The organism is Methylobacterium segetis (assembly GCF_004348265.1).
GTDB lineage: Bacteria > Pseudomonadota > Alphaproteobacteria > Rhizobiales > Beijerinckiaceae > Methylobacterium > Methylobacterium segetis.
The window spans coordinates 14,497-30,851 of the sequence record NZ_SMNT01000029.1 but is presented as its reverse complement, the minus strand read 5'-3'; the positions used below and the strand labels follow the sequence as shown (position 1 = coordinate 30,851).

The window sequence follows — 16,355 nt, the reverse complement described above, 5'->3', positions numbered from 1 at the left end:
CCAAACGGGCGGCGGCGCCGGACTACCGGGCATGAGTGGCACGACGACCGCGCCGGGACACGCCGGTACGAGCGCGCGACCGCCGGACGAGGCCGTCCGGGGGCGGTTCGTGCGCGTGGCCGCGAGCATCACCGGCCTCGGCCTCGCCTTGGCAGGCTGCGCGAGCTTCTCGCCGGACGCGGGCCTCTCCGTGGCCGGCGGCTACGCGGCGCTTGAACTGCGCAAGGACATCGTGAAGGCGGACGACCAGGGCGTCGCGCCGAGCGCGGACGCCCGCGTGGACGCGTTGCTGCGCCGTCCCTTGACCGCCGACGGCGCGGTGCAGGTCGCGCTCCTGAGGACCCGGGGCTTGCAGGCCGCCTTCAACGACCTCGGCGTCTCCGAGGCGCAGTACGTGCAGGCCACGCTGCCGCCCTCGCCGCGCCTCTCGATCACGCAATGGGGATTGGGTTTCAACACGGAGATCGAGCGCTCCGTCGCCGCCAGCGTGCTGGAGTTGGCTACGCTCCCGGTGCGCGCCGAGATCGCGCGGCAGCGGTTCACGGCCGACCAGTACAACGCGGCGGAGCAGGTCCTGCGGCTCGGGGGCGAGGCGCGCCGGCAATTCTACCGTACCGTCGCGGCCAACCAGGCGACCGCCTTCCTCGAACAGGCGCTGGCCGGCGCGGAATCCGCCTCGACGCTGGCCAAGCAGCTGGGCGAGACGGGGGCTCTGAACAAGCTGGAACAGGCGCGCGAGCACGCCTTCTACAGCGAGTTGGGCGCGCAGCTCGCTAAGGCGCGGGTGCAGCAACGCGCCGAACGGGAGCGGCTGACCCGACTGCTCGGTCTCTGGGGGCGGGACATCGATTTCCGCCTGCCCAACGGCCTGCCGCCCCTGCCCGGGAGGCTCGTCGACGGGCACGCCATCGAGGCCGAGGCGATGATCAAGCGGGCCGACGTGCAGGCAGCCCGCTTCGAGCTGCAATCGCTCGTGGGGCAGTTCGGGCTGAACCAGGCCAGCGGCTTCGTCAGCGTCTTCGATGCGGGCTTCGCGAACCGGTTCTCGCGGTCGAGGACCGCGGGGGGCGAGGGCGGTGCCCCGAAGGTCGACAAGGCCAGCCTGAACGGGTTCTCGGCGGATCTCGTCATCCCGATCTACGACTTCGGGGCCACCGCTGTCCGGGGGGCGCAGGAAAGCTACCTCGCCAGCGCCAACCGCCTCGCCGAGCGCGCGGTCAACGCCCGCTCCGAGGTGCGCGAGGCTTACCAGCGCTATCGCGGCCAGTACGACATCACTCGGCATTACCAGACGAGCGTCCTGCCCCTGCGGCGGACGATCCAGGACCAGGCGCTGCTCCAGTACAGCGGCATGCTGCTGGACGTCACGACGCTGATCGTCGACGCCCGGGCCAGGATCCTGAGCAACATCCAGGCGATCGAGGCGCAGCGCGACTTCTGGATCGCGGCGACCGACCTCAAGGCGGCGACCGTCGGCGGCGGGTTCTCGGGGGGCAACTTCGGCGGCGAGGCCGCCGGGGGCACCCCGGGCACGAGCCTCGCCGTCGCGACGCCCGGCGGCTGAGGTCGGGGGCCCGCGCCGCCCATGACATTCGGAGGGAAACCATGACCGACATCTCGCGCAGAGGGATCCTGGGAGCGGGCGGCCTCGTGCTCGCCGGCACGTCGATGATCAGCGGGCGCGTCCAGGCCGCGGGCCTGCCCGAGGCCCCGATCATGGACAAGGCGACCATGCAGCCGCCGCTCTATCCGACGAGCGGGCCGGACTACCAGCCGGTGGTGACGCTCAACGGCTGGACGCTGCCGTGGCGCATGCGCGGCGACTGGAAGGAGTTCCACCTCATCGCCGAGCCGGTCGTGCGCGAGATGGCGCCCGGCATGGACGCGCGGCTCTGGGGCTACAACGGCCAGTCGCCGGGACCGACCATCGAGGCGGTCGAGGGCGACAAGGTCCGCATCTTCGTCACCAACCGCCTGCCGGAGGCGACCGCCGTGCACTGGCACGGGCAGACGCTGCCCAACGGCATGGACGGGGTCGCCGGCCTGACCCAACCCGGCATCCCGCCGGGCAAGACGTTCGTCTACGAGTTCATCCTCCGGCGCTCCGGCACCTTCATGTACCACCCGCACTCGGACGAGATGGTCCAGATGGCGATGGGCATGATGGGCTTCTTCGTCGTGCATCCGCGCGACCCCGCCGAGCGGCGGGTCGACCGCGACTTCGTCTGGCTGCTGAACGCCTACGACATCGAGGCCGGGTCCTATGTGCCCAAGGTCAACACGATGCTCAACATGAACATGTGGTGCTTCAACAGCCGGGTGTGGCCGGGCATCGATCCGATGGTCGCGCGCCAGGGCGACAAGGTCCGGATGCGCTTCGGCAACCTGACCATGACCAACCACCCGATCCACGTCCACGGCGTCGACTTCAAGGTCACCGGCACGGACGGCGGCTGGATCAACGAAAACTATCAGTTGCCGGAGGTGTCGGTCGACGTCGCGGTCGGGCAGATGCGGGCCATCGAGTTCAACGCCGACAACCCGGGCGACTGGGCGATCCACTGCCACAAGTCGCACCACACCATGAACGCCATGGGCCACAACGTGCGGACCTACATCGGCGTGAACCTGAAGAGCACGGCCAAGCAGATCCAGAAGATCGCCCCAGGTTACATGCCGATGGGTTCGACGGGCGGTGGCATGATGTCCGAGATGGAGATGCCGCTGCCCGAGAACACGCTGCCCATGATGACCGGCGCGGGCCCGTTCGGGTCGGTCGAGATGGGCGGGATGTTCACGGTCCTGAAGGTCCGTCCGGGACTGGCGGCCGGCGATTACCGCGACCCCGGTTGGTACAGGCATCCGGAAGGCACCCTCGCATACGAGTGGACCGGCGAGCCGATGCCGGAGCCGGCCCGCGCCCCGGACACCCCGAAGGCCCGGCGCGCCCGGCAGACCGACCTGCGGGTCGTCGATCCGCGGACGCGCCGCACGGCCTCGAACGCGGGCGGCCACGAGCACTAGGCGGACGCCCACAACGCGCCAGACGGCCTGCCGGAATCGCCACGAGCGAGGCAGGCGAACCCGTTCGGAACGGGAGCGATCCCGTCCGAAGTCCGCCGCGCCGGTCGCCGATCCCCTCAACGGCGCCGGCGTGGCGGTTCAATCGACCTGAGGAGAAGAAACCATGAGAAGCAAGTTCCCGCTCGCCGTCCTTTCGGCGGCCTTCCTGGCGATCGCGGCGCCTGCATGGGCGCAGTCCGTGAAGGGGACGGTGACGAAGGTAGACCCGGCCGCGGGCAAGGTCACGCTCGACCACGCGGCGATCCCGAAGCTCGACATGGATGCGATGACGATGGCGTACCCCGTCAAGGATCCCGCGATGCTCAAGGATCTGAAGGCCGGCGACAAGGTCGATTTCGACGTCGCGGAGGCCGGCGGCGCGTACACCGTCACGAAGATCCAGAAGACGAAGTAGCGCCCTGGAGGGAAGCCCCGTGCGGCTTCCGCCCGGTCCCGCGCGAGGGCTTCGGAGCCCTGAGATGGAGCAACCATGCGACGCCTGATCCTGTCCACCGCGCTCGCGGCCGCGCTCGTCGGCCCGATCCCGCAGCACGCCGGCGCGCAGCCCGCCAAGGGCGCGCCCGCAGCCCTGGAGCGGGCGCGCGAAACGATGTCGAACCGTTTCCGGGACACGAAGCTGACCGGCGACCCGGACCGGGACTTCGCGGAGCTGCTGATCGCCAGCTACGAGGAGACGTTGTTCCTGGCCAAGACGCAGCTCGACTACGGCGGAGACCGGCAGCTGCGCGAGCTCGCGCAGAAGATCCAGGACGAGCAGCAGGCCAAGATCGACGCCCTGAAGCAGTGGCAGGTCCGCAGCCGCGAGGCCGGCTACCGGCCGCAGCCGAACCAGACGCCGTCGGGCGAGGGACCGTTGGACCGTCGAGCGAAGGGCGACCCGGCCCAGGGTCAGCCGGAAACGCCCCCCGCGGAGAAGGCGGCCCCGCAGCCGGCTCCGCAGGCGACGCCGTCGAACGCCCCGCTCGTCGCCGGAACCGTCAAGAAGGTCGACGACGCCGCGGGCAAGGTGACCCTCGACCACGAGACCATCCCGAACATCGGGATGGACGCGATGACGATGGCCTACAAGGTCCAGGACCCGGCCATGCTCAAGGGCCTGAGGCCCGGCGAGCGGGTGCGGTTCTCGGCCGACCGCGTGAACGGTTCGATCGCCGTCACCCGCATCCAGAAAGCCAAGTAGTGGGATACGGCCGGAACGTCCCACGCCCGGCGGCACCTCGCGCCCTGGGCGTCCTCCTCGGCCTCGCCGCCGTTGCCGGCGCCGGGGCGGCCGCGGCGGAGGGCACCACGGGACCATCCGCGACGGCCACGGCCCCCGGGAACGCCAAGGCCCGCGGTCGCACCGCCTATGGCGAACTCCTCATGCGGGAGGCGACGGCACGCGGGGTCCCGCCCGCGCTCGCCGAGGCGGTCGCGTTCGTCGAGAGCGGCTACGACGCCGGGGCGGTCGGAACGGTCGGCGAACTCGGGTTGATGCAGGTCCGGCCGGCCACGGCGGCGATGCTCGGTCATCGCGGGCCGGCCGCGGAACTTCTCGACCCTGCCACGAACATCCGCTTCGGCGTCGCCTACCTCGCACGGGCCTGGAGCCTCGCGGGCGGCGATGTCTGCCGTGCCCTGGCCAAGTATCGTGCCGGCCACGGCGAGGAGCGCATGACGCCGCACTCCGTCGATTACTGCCGGCGCGCCCACGACCGGCTGGCCGCCATGGGGTCGCCGCTCGCGGCGGTCGCGGCGACGGCCGGTCCCGGCATCCCGCGGACATCCGCATCGAAAACCCGCGCGGCGCCGACGGCCGTCATGTTCCTCGCGAACCGGTTCTGGGCCGCGCACGTCGCGCGCGTCCGGGCCGTCGAGATCCGGACCGCCCGGATCATGGAGGGCGGCTGATGCGGCCCGAATGGGCGGCGCTCCCGCCGCTCCCCTGGGTGCGCCGGAAGGCGCCGGTCACCCGTGCGCGTCGACGCATGGCCGCCCTGGTGCGCCGGCGGCGAATGGAGGGAGGCTCGGCATGACGTTCAAGCCTTACCCGCACGCGCGCGGCGACGGCTCCCTCGGCGATGGCTTGGCGATGCTGCGCGCCAGGGTGGCCCGGCGCATCGCCCTGGGCCCCTACTCCAGGCGGGTCTCGATAGGTTTTGGGCGGAACCTGTCGGTCGCCATCGAACCGCCGGTCGCCAAAATCCCGGTGCGATTGCGCGACTTCCGGCCGGACGACCTCGCGGCCCTCTTCCCCTCCGGCGGCGACGAGGCGGCGAAACGCGAACGCGATGACGTCGAGTGGCGAGTGCGTGCCGCCGCGCACGGCGTCCTGCCGAGCCGCTGCTACGTGCTCGAAGAGGTCAGGTCGGGCCGCCCGTGCCACGTCCAGTGGCTCACCGACCCGGGTTACGGCGACGCGGTCCGTCGGTCCGGGGCCCTGCCGGTTCTGGCAGCCGACGAGGCCATGCTGGAGAACGCCTTCACGCCGAAGGGCTTCCGCGGCCTGGGCGTCATGGCCGCCGCCGTGTACCTGATCGCCGAACGCGCCCGGTCACTGGGCAAGGGACACTTGGTGGCCTTCGTCGACGCCGACAACGCCGCCTCCCTCAAGGCGGTCGAACGGGCGGGCTTCAGACCCTGTTCGATCCGCACGAGACGCCAGTTCGCCTTCGGGACGTTCCGAACCGTCCGATTCGAACCGCGGGCGGGGGCCGTGGGTCGCGGCGCGCGCGCCACGCCGCGGGACGAGGGCTACGGCGCTCACCCAGGGGACGGCATCCAGTCGGAGGTGGACGCACGAGAGGCGGAGCCGCCGGATGCCGACTGAGCCCATCAATCACGCCGGGTCGCGAAGCGCGCCCTCCCCTCCCGGACATTCGGACCGATCCGCCCCGTGACGGCAATCGAAGCCATCCACGCCCTCGCCCACAGGCTCACGGGCCTCGACTACCCACACGGCCACTGGTGGATCGTCGCCGATGCCCTCCTCGTCTTCGTCGTGGCGCCTGTGTGGACCGCGTGGCTCGTCGGCCGCGCCGCGCTGCGCCGCCGTCGGCGGACGGCGGATGCTGTCGCCGCGGCGGGAGCCACCGATGCCCTGCGGGACGCCCCGTCCCGTGGCCGTCGGCATCGCGGCTTCGCGCTCCGGCCGGGACGGCGCCTGGAGGCATACGTCCTGGGTGCCACGGCGGGCATCCAGGTCCGCTTGGTCTTCCTGTCTCTCGCCACGCTGCCGGCCGCCTGGCTGACCCTTGAGATACCCAAGCACATCGTCAACCACACGCTCGACGACGCGCGGGGCGACGGGCATCCCGGCATGACGTTCCTGGGACTCCCCCTCGGCCGCACGGAACTCCTGTTCGCGCTGTGCGCCGGCTACCTCGCCGTCCTCACCGTGAACGGCCTCCTGAAGTACGCGGCGAACCGGGTCCGCGGACGCGTCAACGAGCGGGTCGTGCGACGCCTGCGCCTGGCCGTCCTGCGGCGCGTGCGGACGGAGCGCTCGGTCGAACGCCGCACGACGCTCTCCGCCGTGGCGGTCCAGGAAGTCGAGCCCATCGGCTACTTCGGCGGCAGCCTCGTCGCGGTCCCCATCGTGCAGGGGGGCGTGCTGGTCACGAGCGTCGCCTTCCTCCTGCTCCAGGACGTCGCCCTTGCCTTCGCCGCGCTGATCATGCTGCCGGTGCAGCTTACGGTCCTGCCGCGCCTCCAAAGGCGTCTGAACGCGAAGGTCCGGCAGCGCGTCCTCGCCACGCGGACGCTGGGCGCCCTCGTCACCACGCCCGAGGTCGCCGGGCGTCCGGGCCTCGCCCCTTCCGCGGCGGAGCGCGATGCATCCGCCTCGTCGTTGCGGCGCCACATGGCGCACGTCGAGGAGCTTGAGCGGCTCCGCGTCGCCATCAACGACATGAAGGGCGGCATCAAGAGCCTGTACAATTACACGTCCAACCTCACGCCGTTCTTCTTCTTCCTGATCGGCGGCTATCTCGTCGTGCAAGGCCGCCTCACGCTCGGCGCCCTGGTGGCGGCGCTCGCGGCCTACAAGGAGATCGCGCCCGCCCTCAGGGAGCTGTTCGATTTCGCCCAGGATTGGTCGGACGCGGCGGCGCGCTTCGCCGAGGTCACGCGGGCCGTCGACCTTCCGGCTGCCGTTCAGCCAGGCATCACGAGGTCGGTTTCGGCACGGGAGGCGGCCTAGCCGACGGGCGCCCAACCTGTGCCGTTCCCCGACCGCGGCCTCCCCCCGCTCCGCCTCCCGGGGCCCGCACCATACGAGGTCCTGGCGCGGCCGCCCCCGGTAGCGAAGGCGACCGCGGCCCTCGGGGCTCCACCGTCGGTGCTTCCGGCCACGGCGACGTCGCGTGCCCTAAGGCCGTCCGGCGCGGCTCGGCCGGCGGCGATGCGAGCACGCTCCGGATCACACCGGCGTTCGAGCCGAGCGAAGCGGTCGCGGGGCCGGGTCGGTCGCGGCGTCCAGACTCATCCGGGTGCGCCGACGTGCCTCGACGGAACTAGGAGTGGGGCGATGAGGATCGGGGAGGTGGCACGCGCCTGCGGGATCTCGCCCAAGATGATCCGCTACTACGTGCGGACGGGCCTGATCCCGACACCGACCCGGTCGGTGTCGGGCCTTCGGGTTTACGCCGAGGACGAGGTGCGCAGGCTGCGGTTCGTGCACGCGCGGCATCCGTCGATAGTCGCGCCGCCGCTGGCTGCCATGGGGCGCGCGTGCGCCACGTTCACAATCCTACGATTCTGGGCAGGTTTCTGGCTGCTGCGCCGGCAGTGTTTTTGTCCTTAGCGCGCCAGACTGGGACGCTTTGCATCAGGCGACCCGCACGGCGTTCGGATGGGTTTGCGCAAGCCGACCTCGGTTTTGGCGCAGCGCCACTCACCGGGTGGGCGTGATGGAGCTAAACAGTATGGCTGCTCAGCCCTTGCAGCAGCTCGCCGGTTCATTTCGTTCCTGAGCTTCCTGGATCGGCGGGCACGGGACATCGCCGTACGAGCAGAATACACAGCAATCGCCCTTCTTCGGGCGGAGCAGAGTGCCGCAGCCAGGGCATTCGTAGAAGAACTGGCAGGCGTCGGTCGGCATCGTTTCCGAAGCCCGGTGCCCACAATGCGGACAGGTCAGGATCGAGATCAGCTTCATCAGGCTGTCCGCAGCATCTTGATCAGGGCGGGCTCAAAGTAGCTCCCGGCCGCAGCGGCGGCGATGAACAGCGTGGCGAGGCTGAGAAGCACCAGGGGGGCGGATGACCGACGCGGAGCTGGGCATGATCCATCCGGCCCGCAAGCAGCCCGTCGCCGCCGCGCGTAGAAGAACCAGCCGGCGATGACCGCCAGGACGCTGACGAGCATCAGCGGCGTGCGAAGAGAGGCGAGCACGCCGAGGACCGTGAAGACCCCAGCACCGATCCCGAGGCCGCCCAAGACTATGGGCAGCACGCAGCACGACGAGGCCGCCAGGGCACCGAGCCCCGTGATGGCGCCGAGCGCAGCGATGCTGCCAACGCTGACCGCGGCCGGTTCGTGGACGGGTCGTTCGGCAGGCGGTGTCTGATCGAGGGTCATGTCTCGTATCCATCGTGATCCTCGGCTACCCTGCATCCTGTAGCCACTACAGGATCAAGGGCGATCTTCATGGGTACGGCTAAGGGGGCGCGAAGCGGGGCCCTGACCATCGGTCAATTGTCGCTGCGGACCGGCGTCAACATCGAGAACATCCGGTACTTCGAGAAGGTCGGCCTACTCCCTTCGCCCCCGCGCACCGAGGGTGGCCATCGGTCCTACGGCGTCGAGCACGAGCGCACCCTGGCCTTCATCCGTCGCGGACGCGAACTTGGCTTCACGCCGAACGAGGTTCGGGCGCTGCTCGAACTGCGTCGGCCTGGTAAGGCAACCTGCCGCGAGGGACAGGGGATCGCGAGGCACCACCTTGACCGGGTGCGTGCGAAGATCGCGGACCTGTCAAGGCTCGAACGTCTCCTGGCCGAAACCATCGAGCAGTGCCCCGGTGGGGCGGCTCCTGGATGCCCGGTGCTCGATATGATCGACCCCGCCGAGTGAGCTTCGGAGCACCCATCCGACGCCTGCATCCTCGGTAGACCCAGAGGCCCCCACCGTCGGTCCGCTCCGGCCGCGAACCAGAGCGGTTACAGGAAGCGGTCCTGGCATTCGGTTGCTTCAAACCTCGAATGTTCGGAAGTCCCAATCACGGCTGAGCCCGGCCCTCCCGAAATATCATGTCGTCTTCCTGATCGAATGTCGACGACGATGCGCTCCGGGGCCGGGCTCCCTGCTTCGCTTCCGGCCTTGTGGGACGCCGGCTCCGGGTAGCGCGGTGGCCCTCATCCTCGCAGCAGGCATGGTCCGAGAGGACCTCGATGACACGGCACTCGCCGACCCGGCCTTGGCCGCACGCGTCGGTCATGCGGGCGAGCTCGCCCTTCAGGGCCATGAGCCGCTCGATGCGGCGCTCGACCTCGGCCATGTGACGCCGGGCGATCTTGTCGACCTCGGCGCAGGAGCGGTCGGGCTGGGCGGCCAGCGCCAGTAACTCACGGATGGCGTCCACCTCGAAGCCGAGCTCGCGCGCGTGGCGGATGAAGGCCAGGCGCTCGATGTCAGCCCGCCCATAGCGGCGGCGGCCGCCTTCCGTCCGCGGCGGCGGCGGCATCAAGTCGGCCGTCTCGTAGTAGCGGATGGTCGTGGCGAGCACGCCGGTACGCCGCGACAGCTCGCCTATCGACAGCTCCATTTTTCCGCTTGCTCCTCTAGTCGCTGGAGGAAGTAGGCAGTCGTCCACGACTTGGAAAGGAGGCGTCATGGCCAAGGAGTGCTGCGGCTCGACCGTTGGCTGTCAGGCATCGAGGGCGGAACGTGCGCATCCGGCGGCGCCGCCGCAGGTCGTCGCGGGGGGCGATTGCGGCACGGGGGATGCCTGCGGCTGCTCTGGGGGCGTGCCCGTCTTCGACGGGGTCGACCCGCGCTACAAGCGCGTGCTGTGGACGGTCATCGCCGTCAACGGCGCCATGTTCCTGACCGAGATGGCCGCCGGGCACCTTGCCGGCTCGCAGGCGCTCCAGGCCGACGCCCTCGACTTCCTGGGCGACACGGTCACCTACGGCCTGAGCCTCGCGGTCATCGGAGCGTCCCTCAGGGCTCGGGCCACGGCGGCGCTCGCCAAGGGGCTGTCCCTCAGCGTGATGGCAGTCTGGGTCTTTGGCTCGACTGCCTACCACGTCCTGGTGCTCGGGGTGCCCAAGGCCGAGGTCATGGGCGTCATCGGGCTGATGGCCCTGGCAGCCAACCTCGGCTCGGTACTGCTGCTGCGCCCCTACAAGGACGGCGACGCCAACGTGCGCTCGGTCTGGCTGTGCTCGCGCAACGACGCCATCGGCAACGTCGTGGTGATGGTGGCTGCGCTCGGTGTCTGGGGTTCCGCGTCGGCCTGGCCCGACCTCGCCGTCGCGGCGGTGATGGCCGGCATCTTCCTGACCTCGTCGGTGCAGATCCTGCGGCAGGCCTGGGCGGAGTATCGCGAAGGCGCCGTCACGACGCGAACCGCGGCGTCCGGATAAGGCGCGCACCGATCCGCGTACAGACCAAGACGGATACAGGGACGACCATGACATCACACGACGCACGCGCAGGAGATGATCACGGATCGCATGACCACGACGGCGAGGCGGGTCACGACCATGCCGGGCATTCCCATGGGCCAGGGCACAGCCATGCCCCCGCAAGCTTCGGGACGGCATTCGCCATCGGCATCGCGCTCAACGTCGGCTTCGTGGCCGTCGAGGCGACCTACGGGGTCCTGGCGAACTCGGTGGCCCTGCTCGCCGATGCCGGCCACAACCTCTCGGACGTGCTCGGCCTCATCGTGGCCTGGATCGCGACGGTGCTGGCCAGGCGGGCCCCGAGCGCGCGGTTTACCTATGGGATGAAGGCCTCGTCGATCCTGGCGGCCCTTTTCAACGCCGTGTTCCTGCTGGTCGCCGTCGGCGCCATCGCGTGGGAGGCGATCCAGAGGTTCGGTGAGCCCGTCCCGGTCGCAGGCAAGACCGTGATGGTCGTGGCCGCAATCGGCATCCTGGTGAACGGCATCACCGCGTGGCTGTTCGCCTCCGGGGCCAAGGGCGACATCAACATCCGCGGGGCGTTCCTGCACATGGCGGCCGACGCCGCCGTCTCGGCCGGGGTGGTCATCGCCGGCCTCGTCATCCTCTACACCGGATGGACGTGGCTCGATCCGGTGGTGAGCCTCGCCATCGTGGCCGTCATCGTCTGGAGCACGTGGGGGCTCCTGCGAGACAGTCTTACGCTGTCCCTCGCCGCCGTCCCGCCGGGCATCGACCCGGTCGCCGTACGCCGCCACCTCGAAGGGCTGCCCGGCGTCGCGGCCCTGCACGACCTGCACATCTGGGCGATGAGCACCACGGACACCTGCCTCACGGCGCACCTCCTCATGCCCGGCGGCCGTCCCGACGACGCCTTCCTGATGGCGGCGGCCACCGGCATCAGGGAGCGGTTCGGCATCAGCCACACGACCCTCCAGGTGGAGACGAGCGAGGCCACCGCCTGCGCCCTGGCTCCGGACCACGTGGTCTGAGCGCGGCATGCAAGCCTGGTCCTATACCCTGATCCCCGCCGCGGCCGCCGTCGTCGGCGCGGCGGTGGCGGTCAACCTGCGGCCGGGCCCCGTCCTGGTCAGCGCCATCCAGCACTTCGCCGCGGGCGTCGTCTTCGCGGCGGCCGCGGGCGAGATCCTGCCCGACGTCAAGCATGCCGGATCGCCCTGGGCCATGCTGGTCGGGGGCGCGCTCGGCGTCGCCGCGATGCTCCTCGTCCGTATCCTGGAGAAGCGGGTGAAGGGGCCGGCCGGGCTGATGTCGGTCACCGGCATCGACATCCTGGTGGACGGCCTCGTCCTCGGCATCGCCTTCGCGGCCGGGGCGAAGGCCGGCATCCTGCTCACCGTCGCGCTGACCATCGAGGTGCTGTTCCTGGGACTAACCGTGGCGAACGAACTCGGCGAGGGCGGCGCGTCGAAGGGCAAGGTGGTCGGCCTGACGGCCGCCCTCGTGCTGCTGCTCCCGCTCGGAGCCCTGCTCGGCGGGCCCGTCGGCTCGCTGCCCGCCGCCGTCCAGGCCGGCTTCCTCTCCTTCGGCCTGATCGCCTTGCTGTACCTCGTGACCGAGGAACTCCTCATCGAGGCGCACGAGACCGAGGACCGCCCCTGGGTGACGGCGATGTTCTTCGCGGGCTTCCTGCTGCTGCTCCTGCTCGACGGGATGATCGGCTAGGCTGTATCCGGAATGCTTGCCGCGGGCGAAACCAGGTCCCTCCCGGACGAGGCCCACATCCTGCTCGTCGAGGACGACGACGGCATGCGCGTGCTCGTCGGCCGCATCCTGCGGGAGAGCGGCTTCCGGGTCACGGGCTGCCGCGGCGGCGCCGAGATGTGGTCGCTCCTGCCCGACACGCCGGTTGACCTCGTCCTCCTCGACGTCATGCTGCCGGGCGCGTCCGGGTTCGACCTGCTCAGGGCCCTGCGGGCGAAGGGCACCGTCCCGGTCATCATGCTGAGCGCCCGCAACGAGGAGGCGGACCGGGTGCTCGGCCTGGAACTGGGCGCCGACGACTACGTCGCCAAGCCGTTCGGGCGCCCAGAACTCCTCGCCCGGATCCGGGCGGTGCTCCGCCGGTCGGCGCTCGCGCCGGTGCCGAGCGCGGCGTCGCGGCCGGAATCCCTCGCCTTCGCCGGCTGGCGGCTCGACCTGCGCAGCCGCGCCCTGACCGATCCCGAAGGCGCCGCCGTCGACCTGTCGGGCGCCGAGCACGACCTGCTGCTGGTGTTCCTGGAACACCCGGGCCGGGTGCTCGGCCGCGAGCAGATCCTGGAGATGGGCCGCGGGCGCCTCTCCGCGCCGTCGGACCGCAGCGTCGACACCCTGGTCAGCCGGCTGCGGCGCAAGCTCGAACCGCCCGCGGGGACGGCCGCCGTCATCAAGACGGTGCGGGGCACCGGCTACATGCTGGCCGCCAAGGTCGAGCGGGCATGAGGGGCGTCCTCGGCCTCGCCCGCAGCCTGGAGGGGCGCACCGTCGTCGTCCTGCTCCTGGCCGTGCTCCTCGTCCATGGCGGCGCGCTGGCGATCTACCGCCTCTCGGCGGCGGCCGCCGCCGACGAGGCCTTCGCCACCGAGGTCGCCCGCCAACTCGTCATCGCGCGCGAGGCCGTGTCGCGGCGCCCGCCGGAGGAGCGGGCTGACGAGGCCGAGGCCCTCTCGTCGAACCATTTCGAGATCGGCTGGGACGCCCCAGCGCCGGCTCGCCCCCCGGGGGCGACCGATCCCGCGCTCCGGGACCTGCGCGACCGCCTCCTCGCCCTCGAACCGGTCCTCGGGGCGGGGCTCGCCCTGAACCTGGAGGCGCCGGACGAGCCGCTCCACCGGCAGGACCTGCGCGGGATCATCCCGCTTCCGGACGGGAGCGCGCTGACCTTCCGGTCCGCGCACGCCCCGAGCCTCGTCCCCGTCGCGCCCTGGGCCTCGCTCGCCACCGCCATGGCCATCCTCGTCGGGGTGGCCGCGGTCGTCCTGATGCATCGGATCGCCGGCCCCTTGCGGGAGCTGACCCGGGCCACCGGACGGATCGGCCACGGCGCCCCCGTCCGGGTTCCCGAGATTGGTCCCGACGAGACCCGAGGGATCGGCCGTGCCCTCAACGCGATGCAGGAGCGCATCCACCGGCTGGTCGGCGAGCGGACGCAGGCGCTCGCCGCCGTGTCCCACGACCTGCGAACGCCCATCACCCGGCTCCGCCTGCGCCTCGACCACGTCGAGGACCCGGCCGGGCGCCGCGCCATGGCCTCCGACCTCGACGACATGCAGGCGATGGTCGACGCGACGCTGGCCTACCTGGGGGGCGACGCCGACCCGGAGCCGCGGCAGGTCACCAACGTCGCGAGCATTTTGATGGGGGTCGCCGACGCCTCCGCGGATGCCGGCCGGGCGGTCGCATACGGAGGACCCGGCCGGGCCCTGGCGACGGTGCGCCCAGTCGCCTTCCGGCGGGCGCTGGAGAACCTCGTGGACAACGGCGTGCGCTACGGCGCGCGGGTGCGCATCGCCCTGGCGGCCGAAGAGACAGCGCTGGTCTTGCGCATCGACGACGACGGGCCCGGCATCCCGGCATGCGACGTCGCCTGCGCCTTCGAGCCCTTCACCCGCCTGGAGGGGTCGCGCAACCGAAACACCGGCGGGACCGGACTCGGCCTGACCATCGCGCGGCGGGCCGTGGAAGCGGAGGGAGGCACGCTCATCCTGACCACGAGGCCGGAGGGCGGATTGCGGGCCGAGATCCGCGTGCCCCGGGCTGGGCGCGGCGGCTGACACACTTCGTCACGAACGCGGCGTCCCGGAGACAAACGGCTTGGCTATCTCGGACTTCGAAGCGGCCGACGCGGTCGGCGCCGAACAGGAGACCGACAGATGAAGCGCACGCTCGCCGCCGTCCTCGCCGCCGGGATGCTGGCCGCGGCCACGGGGTCCGCCTTCGCCGTGGACAGCCACGGCAATGCCTCGAACCCCGAGCGCGCCGTCCCGAACACCGGTGGCGTGTCGGGCGGCCCGGCCCATCGCGACGACCCGCGCGTCAGCGAGGCCCGTGAGAAGCGGCCCGACGGCAAGCCGGCGCATTCGGACAACGACGGGCATGCCCACGGGCACAGCCACGACAAGCCCGGCAAGAAGTGAGCTCGCCGGGCAGGCCGCGGGGGCGGGAGGCGCGGACATGCGGATGCTGCCCCTGCTCGTCGTCTTCGCGCTCCTGGCCGCGGTGATCGGCTACGCGCTCGCCGAGCCTGCTCGGCACGTCGTTCACGATGCGCCGACCCCTCGCGCGTCGTGATGCGCCCGCACCGGCGCGAGCCGGTGCGGGCGACCTCTTCTCGACGCCAGGCGGCGACCTCAGTCGTCGAAGTCGTGATGGTGATGGTGCCGCTCGAACCGGCCCGGCCCGTAATCCTCGCGGCGCGGGTGATGGTGCCGGACCACGACGTCGTCATGGTTGCCGTGGCGGTAGACATCGACATGGTCGTGCGGCCGCCGCTCGCCGTAGCCGTAGCCGCGCTCGTAATACTGGGCCGAGGCCGCGGCCGGCGCGAGGAGGATGGCCGCCGCCATCAAGCCTGCTAGGTGCCGTCGCATCGCTGTCTCCTCCGGGGATTCCTATTGCGGCGGTTTGCGCGGCGGCCGTTGAACAGGTTCTGAGACCGTCGTTCAGGAAGCCGTCACCCCAGGTTCGCCGACGTCCTCGAAATGCGAGGGGCCGGGCCGGACGTCGCTGCCCCCGGCCCGGCCCCGTCGCGATGTCAGCCGCTCAGTGGCGGTGCTCTTCCACGACGGTCTTCTCGTGATGGTCGTCATGATGTTCGTGCACGACCGGCCGGTCGCGATGGTTCTCCTCGACGGTGGTGTGCGTATGGTCGACATCGCGGCGGTGGCCGTCGCCGTGAACCCCGACTCCGCCGGGGCCGACGTCCACGTGCTGGGCGAGCGCACCGACCGGCGCGAGGGCCAGGGCGGCCGCGGCGGCGGCGGCGAACATGATCTTCATCCAAGGATCTCCATGTTTCGCGGTCGGCCGGGAATGCGGCCCCCCGCGAAACCGTTCCCGGATTTTCCTCGCCCGGTATTCGTCTCGGCCGAGCGAGAAACGGCTTGGCCGCTTTCGCGTCGTGACCGCGGCTGACCTTGCATGGCGGCCACAAAATCTGTTCAGACCGGGTTCAAGAGGCCAGGACGATGCCTTGTCCGATCCGGGATAAATCGCGCATAAGGCCGGAGATGGGTTCAGGACGCGGGCATAGCCGCAGGTGGGCGGCACGGGGATGGTGGGCGTTCGCCGCACGCCTGCTCGCGCTCGCCCTCGCCCTGTCCCTCGTCGCGCCCGCCGCCGGCCTCGCCGCCGACGTCGCGTACCACGATGGCGGCGGCAGGCACGTCACGGAGATCGCGAGCATTGAGGCCGCGCCCGACACCGGCGCGACCGACCCCGGCATGGCCTGCCACCTCCATTGTGGCTGCCACCAGGCGGCACCCGCCGTGGCGGACTTCTCGGAGCCGGTCTTCGGGGTCGCCCGGCTGGCCTATGCGCATTTGAGCCAGACGGTTTCCTCCGTCTCGCCGGACCGCCTGCCGAGGCCCCCCCGCGCCTGAGGTGACGCCGCAGAGGCGCGTCCCGAACCCGGAGCCCGCGCTCCGGGCCACTCCTCAC

At 71.1% G+C, this 16,355-nt stretch carries 21 protein-coding genes; 16 read left to right on the top strand and 5 right to left on the bottom strand.

Annotated features, from left to right (window positions below; genetic code table 11):
- Positions 1-31 precede the first annotated feature (31 nt).
- The 8 genes from E1J50_RS09940 (at position 32) to E1J50_RS09905 (ending at position 7,867) form a co-directional block, all read left to right on the top strand.
- Positions 32-1,564 (top strand): TolC family protein, encoded by a 1,533-nt coding sequence (locus E1J50_RS09940; protein ID WP_132253025.1) that lies wholly within the window; start codon positions 32-34, stop codon positions 1,562-1,564.
- Between the two features lie 41 nt (positions 1,565-1,605).
- Entirely contained in the window at positions 1,606-3,024 is a 1,419-nt protein-coding gene (locus E1J50_RS09935; protein WP_043380886.1) for a multicopper oxidase family protein, read from the top strand.
- A gap of 163 nt (positions 3,025-3,187) precedes the next feature.
- Entirely contained in the window at positions 3,188-3,478 is a 291-nt protein-coding gene (locus E1J50_RS09930; protein WP_007563975.1) for a copper-binding protein, read from the top strand.
- 75 nt (positions 3,479-3,553) lie between these two features.
- Entirely contained in the window at positions 3,554-4,264 is a 711-nt protein-coding gene (locus tag E1J50_RS09925; RefSeq protein WP_007563973.1) for a copper-binding protein, read from the top strand.
- Positions 4,264-4,974 (top strand): transglycosylase SLT domain-containing protein, encoded by a 711-nt coding sequence (locus tag E1J50_RS09920; protein ID WP_007563971.1) that lies wholly within the window; start codon positions 4,264-4,266, stop codon positions 4,972-4,974. The genes E1J50_RS09925 and E1J50_RS09920 overlap by 1 nt, the downstream gene beginning before the upstream one ends.
- A 121-nt stretch (positions 4,975-5,095) precedes the next feature.
- Entirely contained in the window at positions 5,096-5,893 is a 798-nt protein-coding gene (locus E1J50_RS09915; protein WP_132253022.1) for a GNAT family N-acetyltransferase, read from the top strand.
- 66 nt (positions 5,894-5,959) lie between these two features.
- The gene (locus tag E1J50_RS09910; RefSeq protein ID WP_007563965.1) at positions 5,960-7,264 is read left to right on the top strand and encodes an ABC transporter ATP-binding protein; all 1,305 of its coding nucleotides are present in this window, start codon (positions 5,960-5,962) and stop codon (positions 7,262-7,264) included.
- A gap of 201 nt (positions 7,265-7,465) precedes the next feature.
- The gene (locus E1J50_RS09905; RefSeq protein WP_308445189.1) at positions 7,466-7,867 is read left to right on the top strand and encodes a MerR family DNA-binding transcriptional regulator; all 402 of its coding nucleotides are present in this window, start codon (positions 7,466-7,468) and stop codon (positions 7,865-7,867) included.
- A gap of 129 nt (positions 7,868-7,996) precedes the next feature.
- On the opposite strand, the gene E1J50_RS09900 is transcribed toward E1J50_RS09905, so the two are convergent.
- Positions 7,997-8,221 carry a GDCCVxC domain-containing (seleno)protein gene (locus E1J50_RS09900; protein WP_007563961.1) on the bottom strand — a complete coding sequence of 75 codons (225 nt, stop codon included), beginning with the start codon at positions 8,219-8,221 and terminating at the stop codon, positions 7,997-7,999.
- The gene (locus E1J50_RS09895) at positions 8,221-8,643 is read right to left on the bottom strand and encodes a hypothetical protein (RefSeq protein ID WP_007563959.1); all 423 of its coding nucleotides are present in this window, start codon (positions 8,641-8,643) and stop codon (positions 8,221-8,223) included. Before E1J50_RS09895 ends, E1J50_RS09900 begins: the two co-directional genes overlap by 1 nt.
- Positions 8,644-8,712: 69 nt before the next feature.
- Between E1J50_RS09895 and E1J50_RS09890 the strand changes: the two genes are divergently transcribed.
- Positions 8,713-9,138, top strand: coding sequence for a MerR family transcriptional regulator (locus E1J50_RS09890; RefSeq protein WP_007563956.1), 426 nt, complete (start codon positions 8,713-8,715; stop codon positions 9,136-9,138).
- A 145-nt stretch (positions 9,139-9,283) separates the two neighbouring features.
- Here E1J50_RS09890 and E1J50_RS09885 read toward each other — a convergent pair whose 3' ends face one another.
- Entirely contained in the window at positions 9,284-9,829 is a 546-nt protein-coding gene (locus E1J50_RS09885; protein ID WP_007563954.1) for a MerR family transcriptional regulator, read from the bottom strand.
- 67 nt (positions 9,830-9,896) lie between these two features.
- Between E1J50_RS09885 and E1J50_RS09880 the strand changes: the two genes are divergently transcribed.
- From E1J50_RS09880 to E1J50_RS09855, 6 genes are all read left to right on the top strand, one after another.
- The gene (locus E1J50_RS09880; RefSeq protein WP_050735098.1) at positions 9,897-10,652 is read left to right on the top strand and encodes a cation efflux transmembrane domain-containing protein; all 756 of its coding nucleotides are present in this window, start codon (positions 9,897-9,899) and stop codon (positions 10,650-10,652) included.
- A gap of 47 nt (positions 10,653-10,699) precedes the next feature.
- Positions 10,700-11,686: a cation diffusion facilitator family transporter gene (locus E1J50_RS09875; RefSeq protein WP_132253020.1), complete on the top strand. Its 987-nt coding sequence runs from the start codon at positions 10,700-10,702 to the stop codon at positions 11,684-11,686.
- A gap of 7 nt (positions 11,687-11,693) precedes the next feature.
- A complete protein-coding gene (locus tag E1J50_RS09870) occupies positions 11,694-12,380 on the top strand; it encodes a ZIP family metal transporter (RefSeq protein ID WP_007563950.1) in 687 nt (228 codons plus the stop codon).
- Positions 12,381-12,392: 12 nt separating this feature from the next.
- The gene (locus tag E1J50_RS09865) at positions 12,393-13,139 is read left to right on the top strand and encodes a response regulator transcription factor (protein ID WP_007563949.1); all 747 of its coding nucleotides are present in this window, start codon (positions 12,393-12,395) and stop codon (positions 13,137-13,139) included.
- The gene (locus E1J50_RS09860) at positions 13,136-14,470 is read left to right on the top strand and encodes an ATP-binding protein (RefSeq protein WP_007563947.1); all 1,335 of its coding nucleotides are present in this window, start codon (positions 13,136-13,138) and stop codon (positions 14,468-14,470) included. The genes E1J50_RS09865 and E1J50_RS09860 overlap by 4 nt, the downstream gene beginning before the upstream one ends.
- 99 nt (positions 14,471-14,569) lie before the next feature.
- Positions 14,570-14,833: a hypothetical protein gene (locus E1J50_RS09855; RefSeq protein WP_007563945.1), complete on the top strand. Its 264-nt coding sequence runs from the start codon at positions 14,570-14,572 to the stop codon at positions 14,831-14,833.
- 213 nt (positions 14,834-15,046) lie between these two features.
- Here the strand turns inward: E1J50_RS09855 and E1J50_RS09850 are convergent, their stop codons facing one another.
- On the bottom strand, positions 15,047-15,286 hold the full coding sequence (locus E1J50_RS09850; RefSeq protein ID WP_007563942.1) for a hypothetical protein: 240 nt from the start codon (positions 15,284-15,286) through the stop codon (positions 15,047-15,049).
- A 172-nt stretch (positions 15,287-15,458) separates the two neighbouring features.
- On the bottom strand, positions 15,459-15,695 hold the full coding sequence (locus tag E1J50_RS09845; RefSeq protein ID WP_007563940.1) for a hypothetical protein: 237 nt from the start codon (positions 15,693-15,695) through the stop codon (positions 15,459-15,461).
- 230 nt (positions 15,696-15,925) lie between these two features.
- Here E1J50_RS09845 and E1J50_RS09840 point away from each other — a divergent pair, with 230 nt between their 5' ends.
- Complete coding sequence (locus tag E1J50_RS09840) at positions 15,926-16,297, top strand: hypothetical protein (protein WP_039902985.1); 372 nt, start codon at positions 15,926-15,928, stop codon at positions 16,295-16,297.
- The last annotated feature ends 58 nt before the right edge of the window (positions 16,298-16,355 follow it).

What these genes read in the sequence shown, in the direction of transcription:
- E1J50_RS09940 (WP_132253025.1), top strand. Translation starts at nt 32, where the DNA reads ATGAGTGGCACGACGACCGCGCCGGGACACGCCGGTACGAGCGCGCGA.
- E1J50_RS09935 (WP_043380886.1), top strand. Translation starts at nt 1,606, where the DNA reads ATGACCGACATCTCGCGCAGAGGGATCCTGGGAGCGGGCGGCCTCGTG.
- E1J50_RS09930 (WP_007563975.1), top strand. Translation starts at nt 3,188, where the DNA reads ATGAGAAGCAAGTTCCCGCTCGCCGTCCTTTCGGCGGCCTTCCTGGCG.
- E1J50_RS09925 (WP_007563973.1), top strand. Translation starts at nt 3,554, where the DNA reads ATGCGACGCCTGATCCTGTCCACCGCGCTCGCGGCCGCGCTCGTCGGC.
- E1J50_RS09915 (WP_132253022.1), top strand. Translation starts at nt 5,096, where the DNA reads ATGACGTTCAAGCCTTACCCGCACGCGCGCGGCGACGGCTCCCTCGGC.
- E1J50_RS09905 (WP_308445189.1), top strand. Translation starts at nt 7,466, where the DNA reads ATGCGAGCACGCTCCGGATCACACCGGCGTTCGAGCCGAGCGAAGCGG.
- E1J50_RS09900 (WP_007563961.1), bottom strand. Translation starts at nt 8,221, where the DNA reads ATGAAGCTGATCTCGATCCTGACCTGTCCGCATTGTGGGCACCGGGCT.
- E1J50_RS09895 (WP_007563959.1), bottom strand. Translation starts at nt 8,643, where the DNA reads ATGACCCTCGATCAGACACCGCCTGCCGAACGACCCGTCCACGAACCG.
- E1J50_RS09890 (WP_007563956.1), top strand. Translation starts at nt 8,713, where the DNA reads ATGGGTACGGCTAAGGGGGCGCGAAGCGGGGCCCTGACCATCGGTCAA.
- E1J50_RS09885 (WP_007563954.1), bottom strand. Translation starts at nt 9,829, where the DNA reads ATGGAGCTGTCGATAGGCGAGCTGTCGCGGCGTACCGGCGTGCTCGCC.
- E1J50_RS09880 (WP_050735098.1), top strand. Translation starts at nt 9,897, where the DNA reads ATGGCCAAGGAGTGCTGCGGCTCGACCGTTGGCTGTCAGGCATCGAGG.
- E1J50_RS09875 (WP_132253020.1), top strand. Translation starts at nt 10,700, where the DNA reads ATGACATCACACGACGCACGCGCAGGAGATGATCACGGATCGCATGAC.
- E1J50_RS09870 (WP_007563950.1), top strand. Translation starts at nt 11,694, where the DNA reads ATGCAAGCCTGGTCCTATACCCTGATCCCCGCCGCGGCCGCCGTCGTC.
- E1J50_RS09865 (WP_007563949.1), top strand. Translation starts at nt 12,393, where the DNA reads ATGCTTGCCGCGGGCGAAACCAGGTCCCTCCCGGACGAGGCCCACATC.
- E1J50_RS09860 (WP_007563947.1), top strand. Translation starts at nt 13,136, where the DNA reads ATGAGGGGCGTCCTCGGCCTCGCCCGCAGCCTGGAGGGGCGCACCGTC.
- E1J50_RS09855 (WP_007563945.1), top strand. Translation starts at nt 14,570, where the DNA reads ATGAAGCGCACGCTCGCCGCCGTCCTCGCCGCCGGGATGCTGGCCGCG.
- E1J50_RS09850 (WP_007563942.1), bottom strand. Translation starts at nt 15,286, where the DNA reads ATGCGACGGCACCTAGCAGGCTTGATGGCGGCGGCCATCCTCCTCGCG.
- E1J50_RS09845 (WP_007563940.1), bottom strand. Translation starts at nt 15,695, where the DNA reads ATGAAGATCATGTTCGCCGCCGCCGCCGCGGCCGCCCTGGCCCTCGCG.
- E1J50_RS09840 (WP_039902985.1), top strand. Translation starts at nt 15,926, where the DNA reads ATGGGTTCAGGACGCGGGCATAGCCGCAGGTGGGCGGCACGGGGATGG.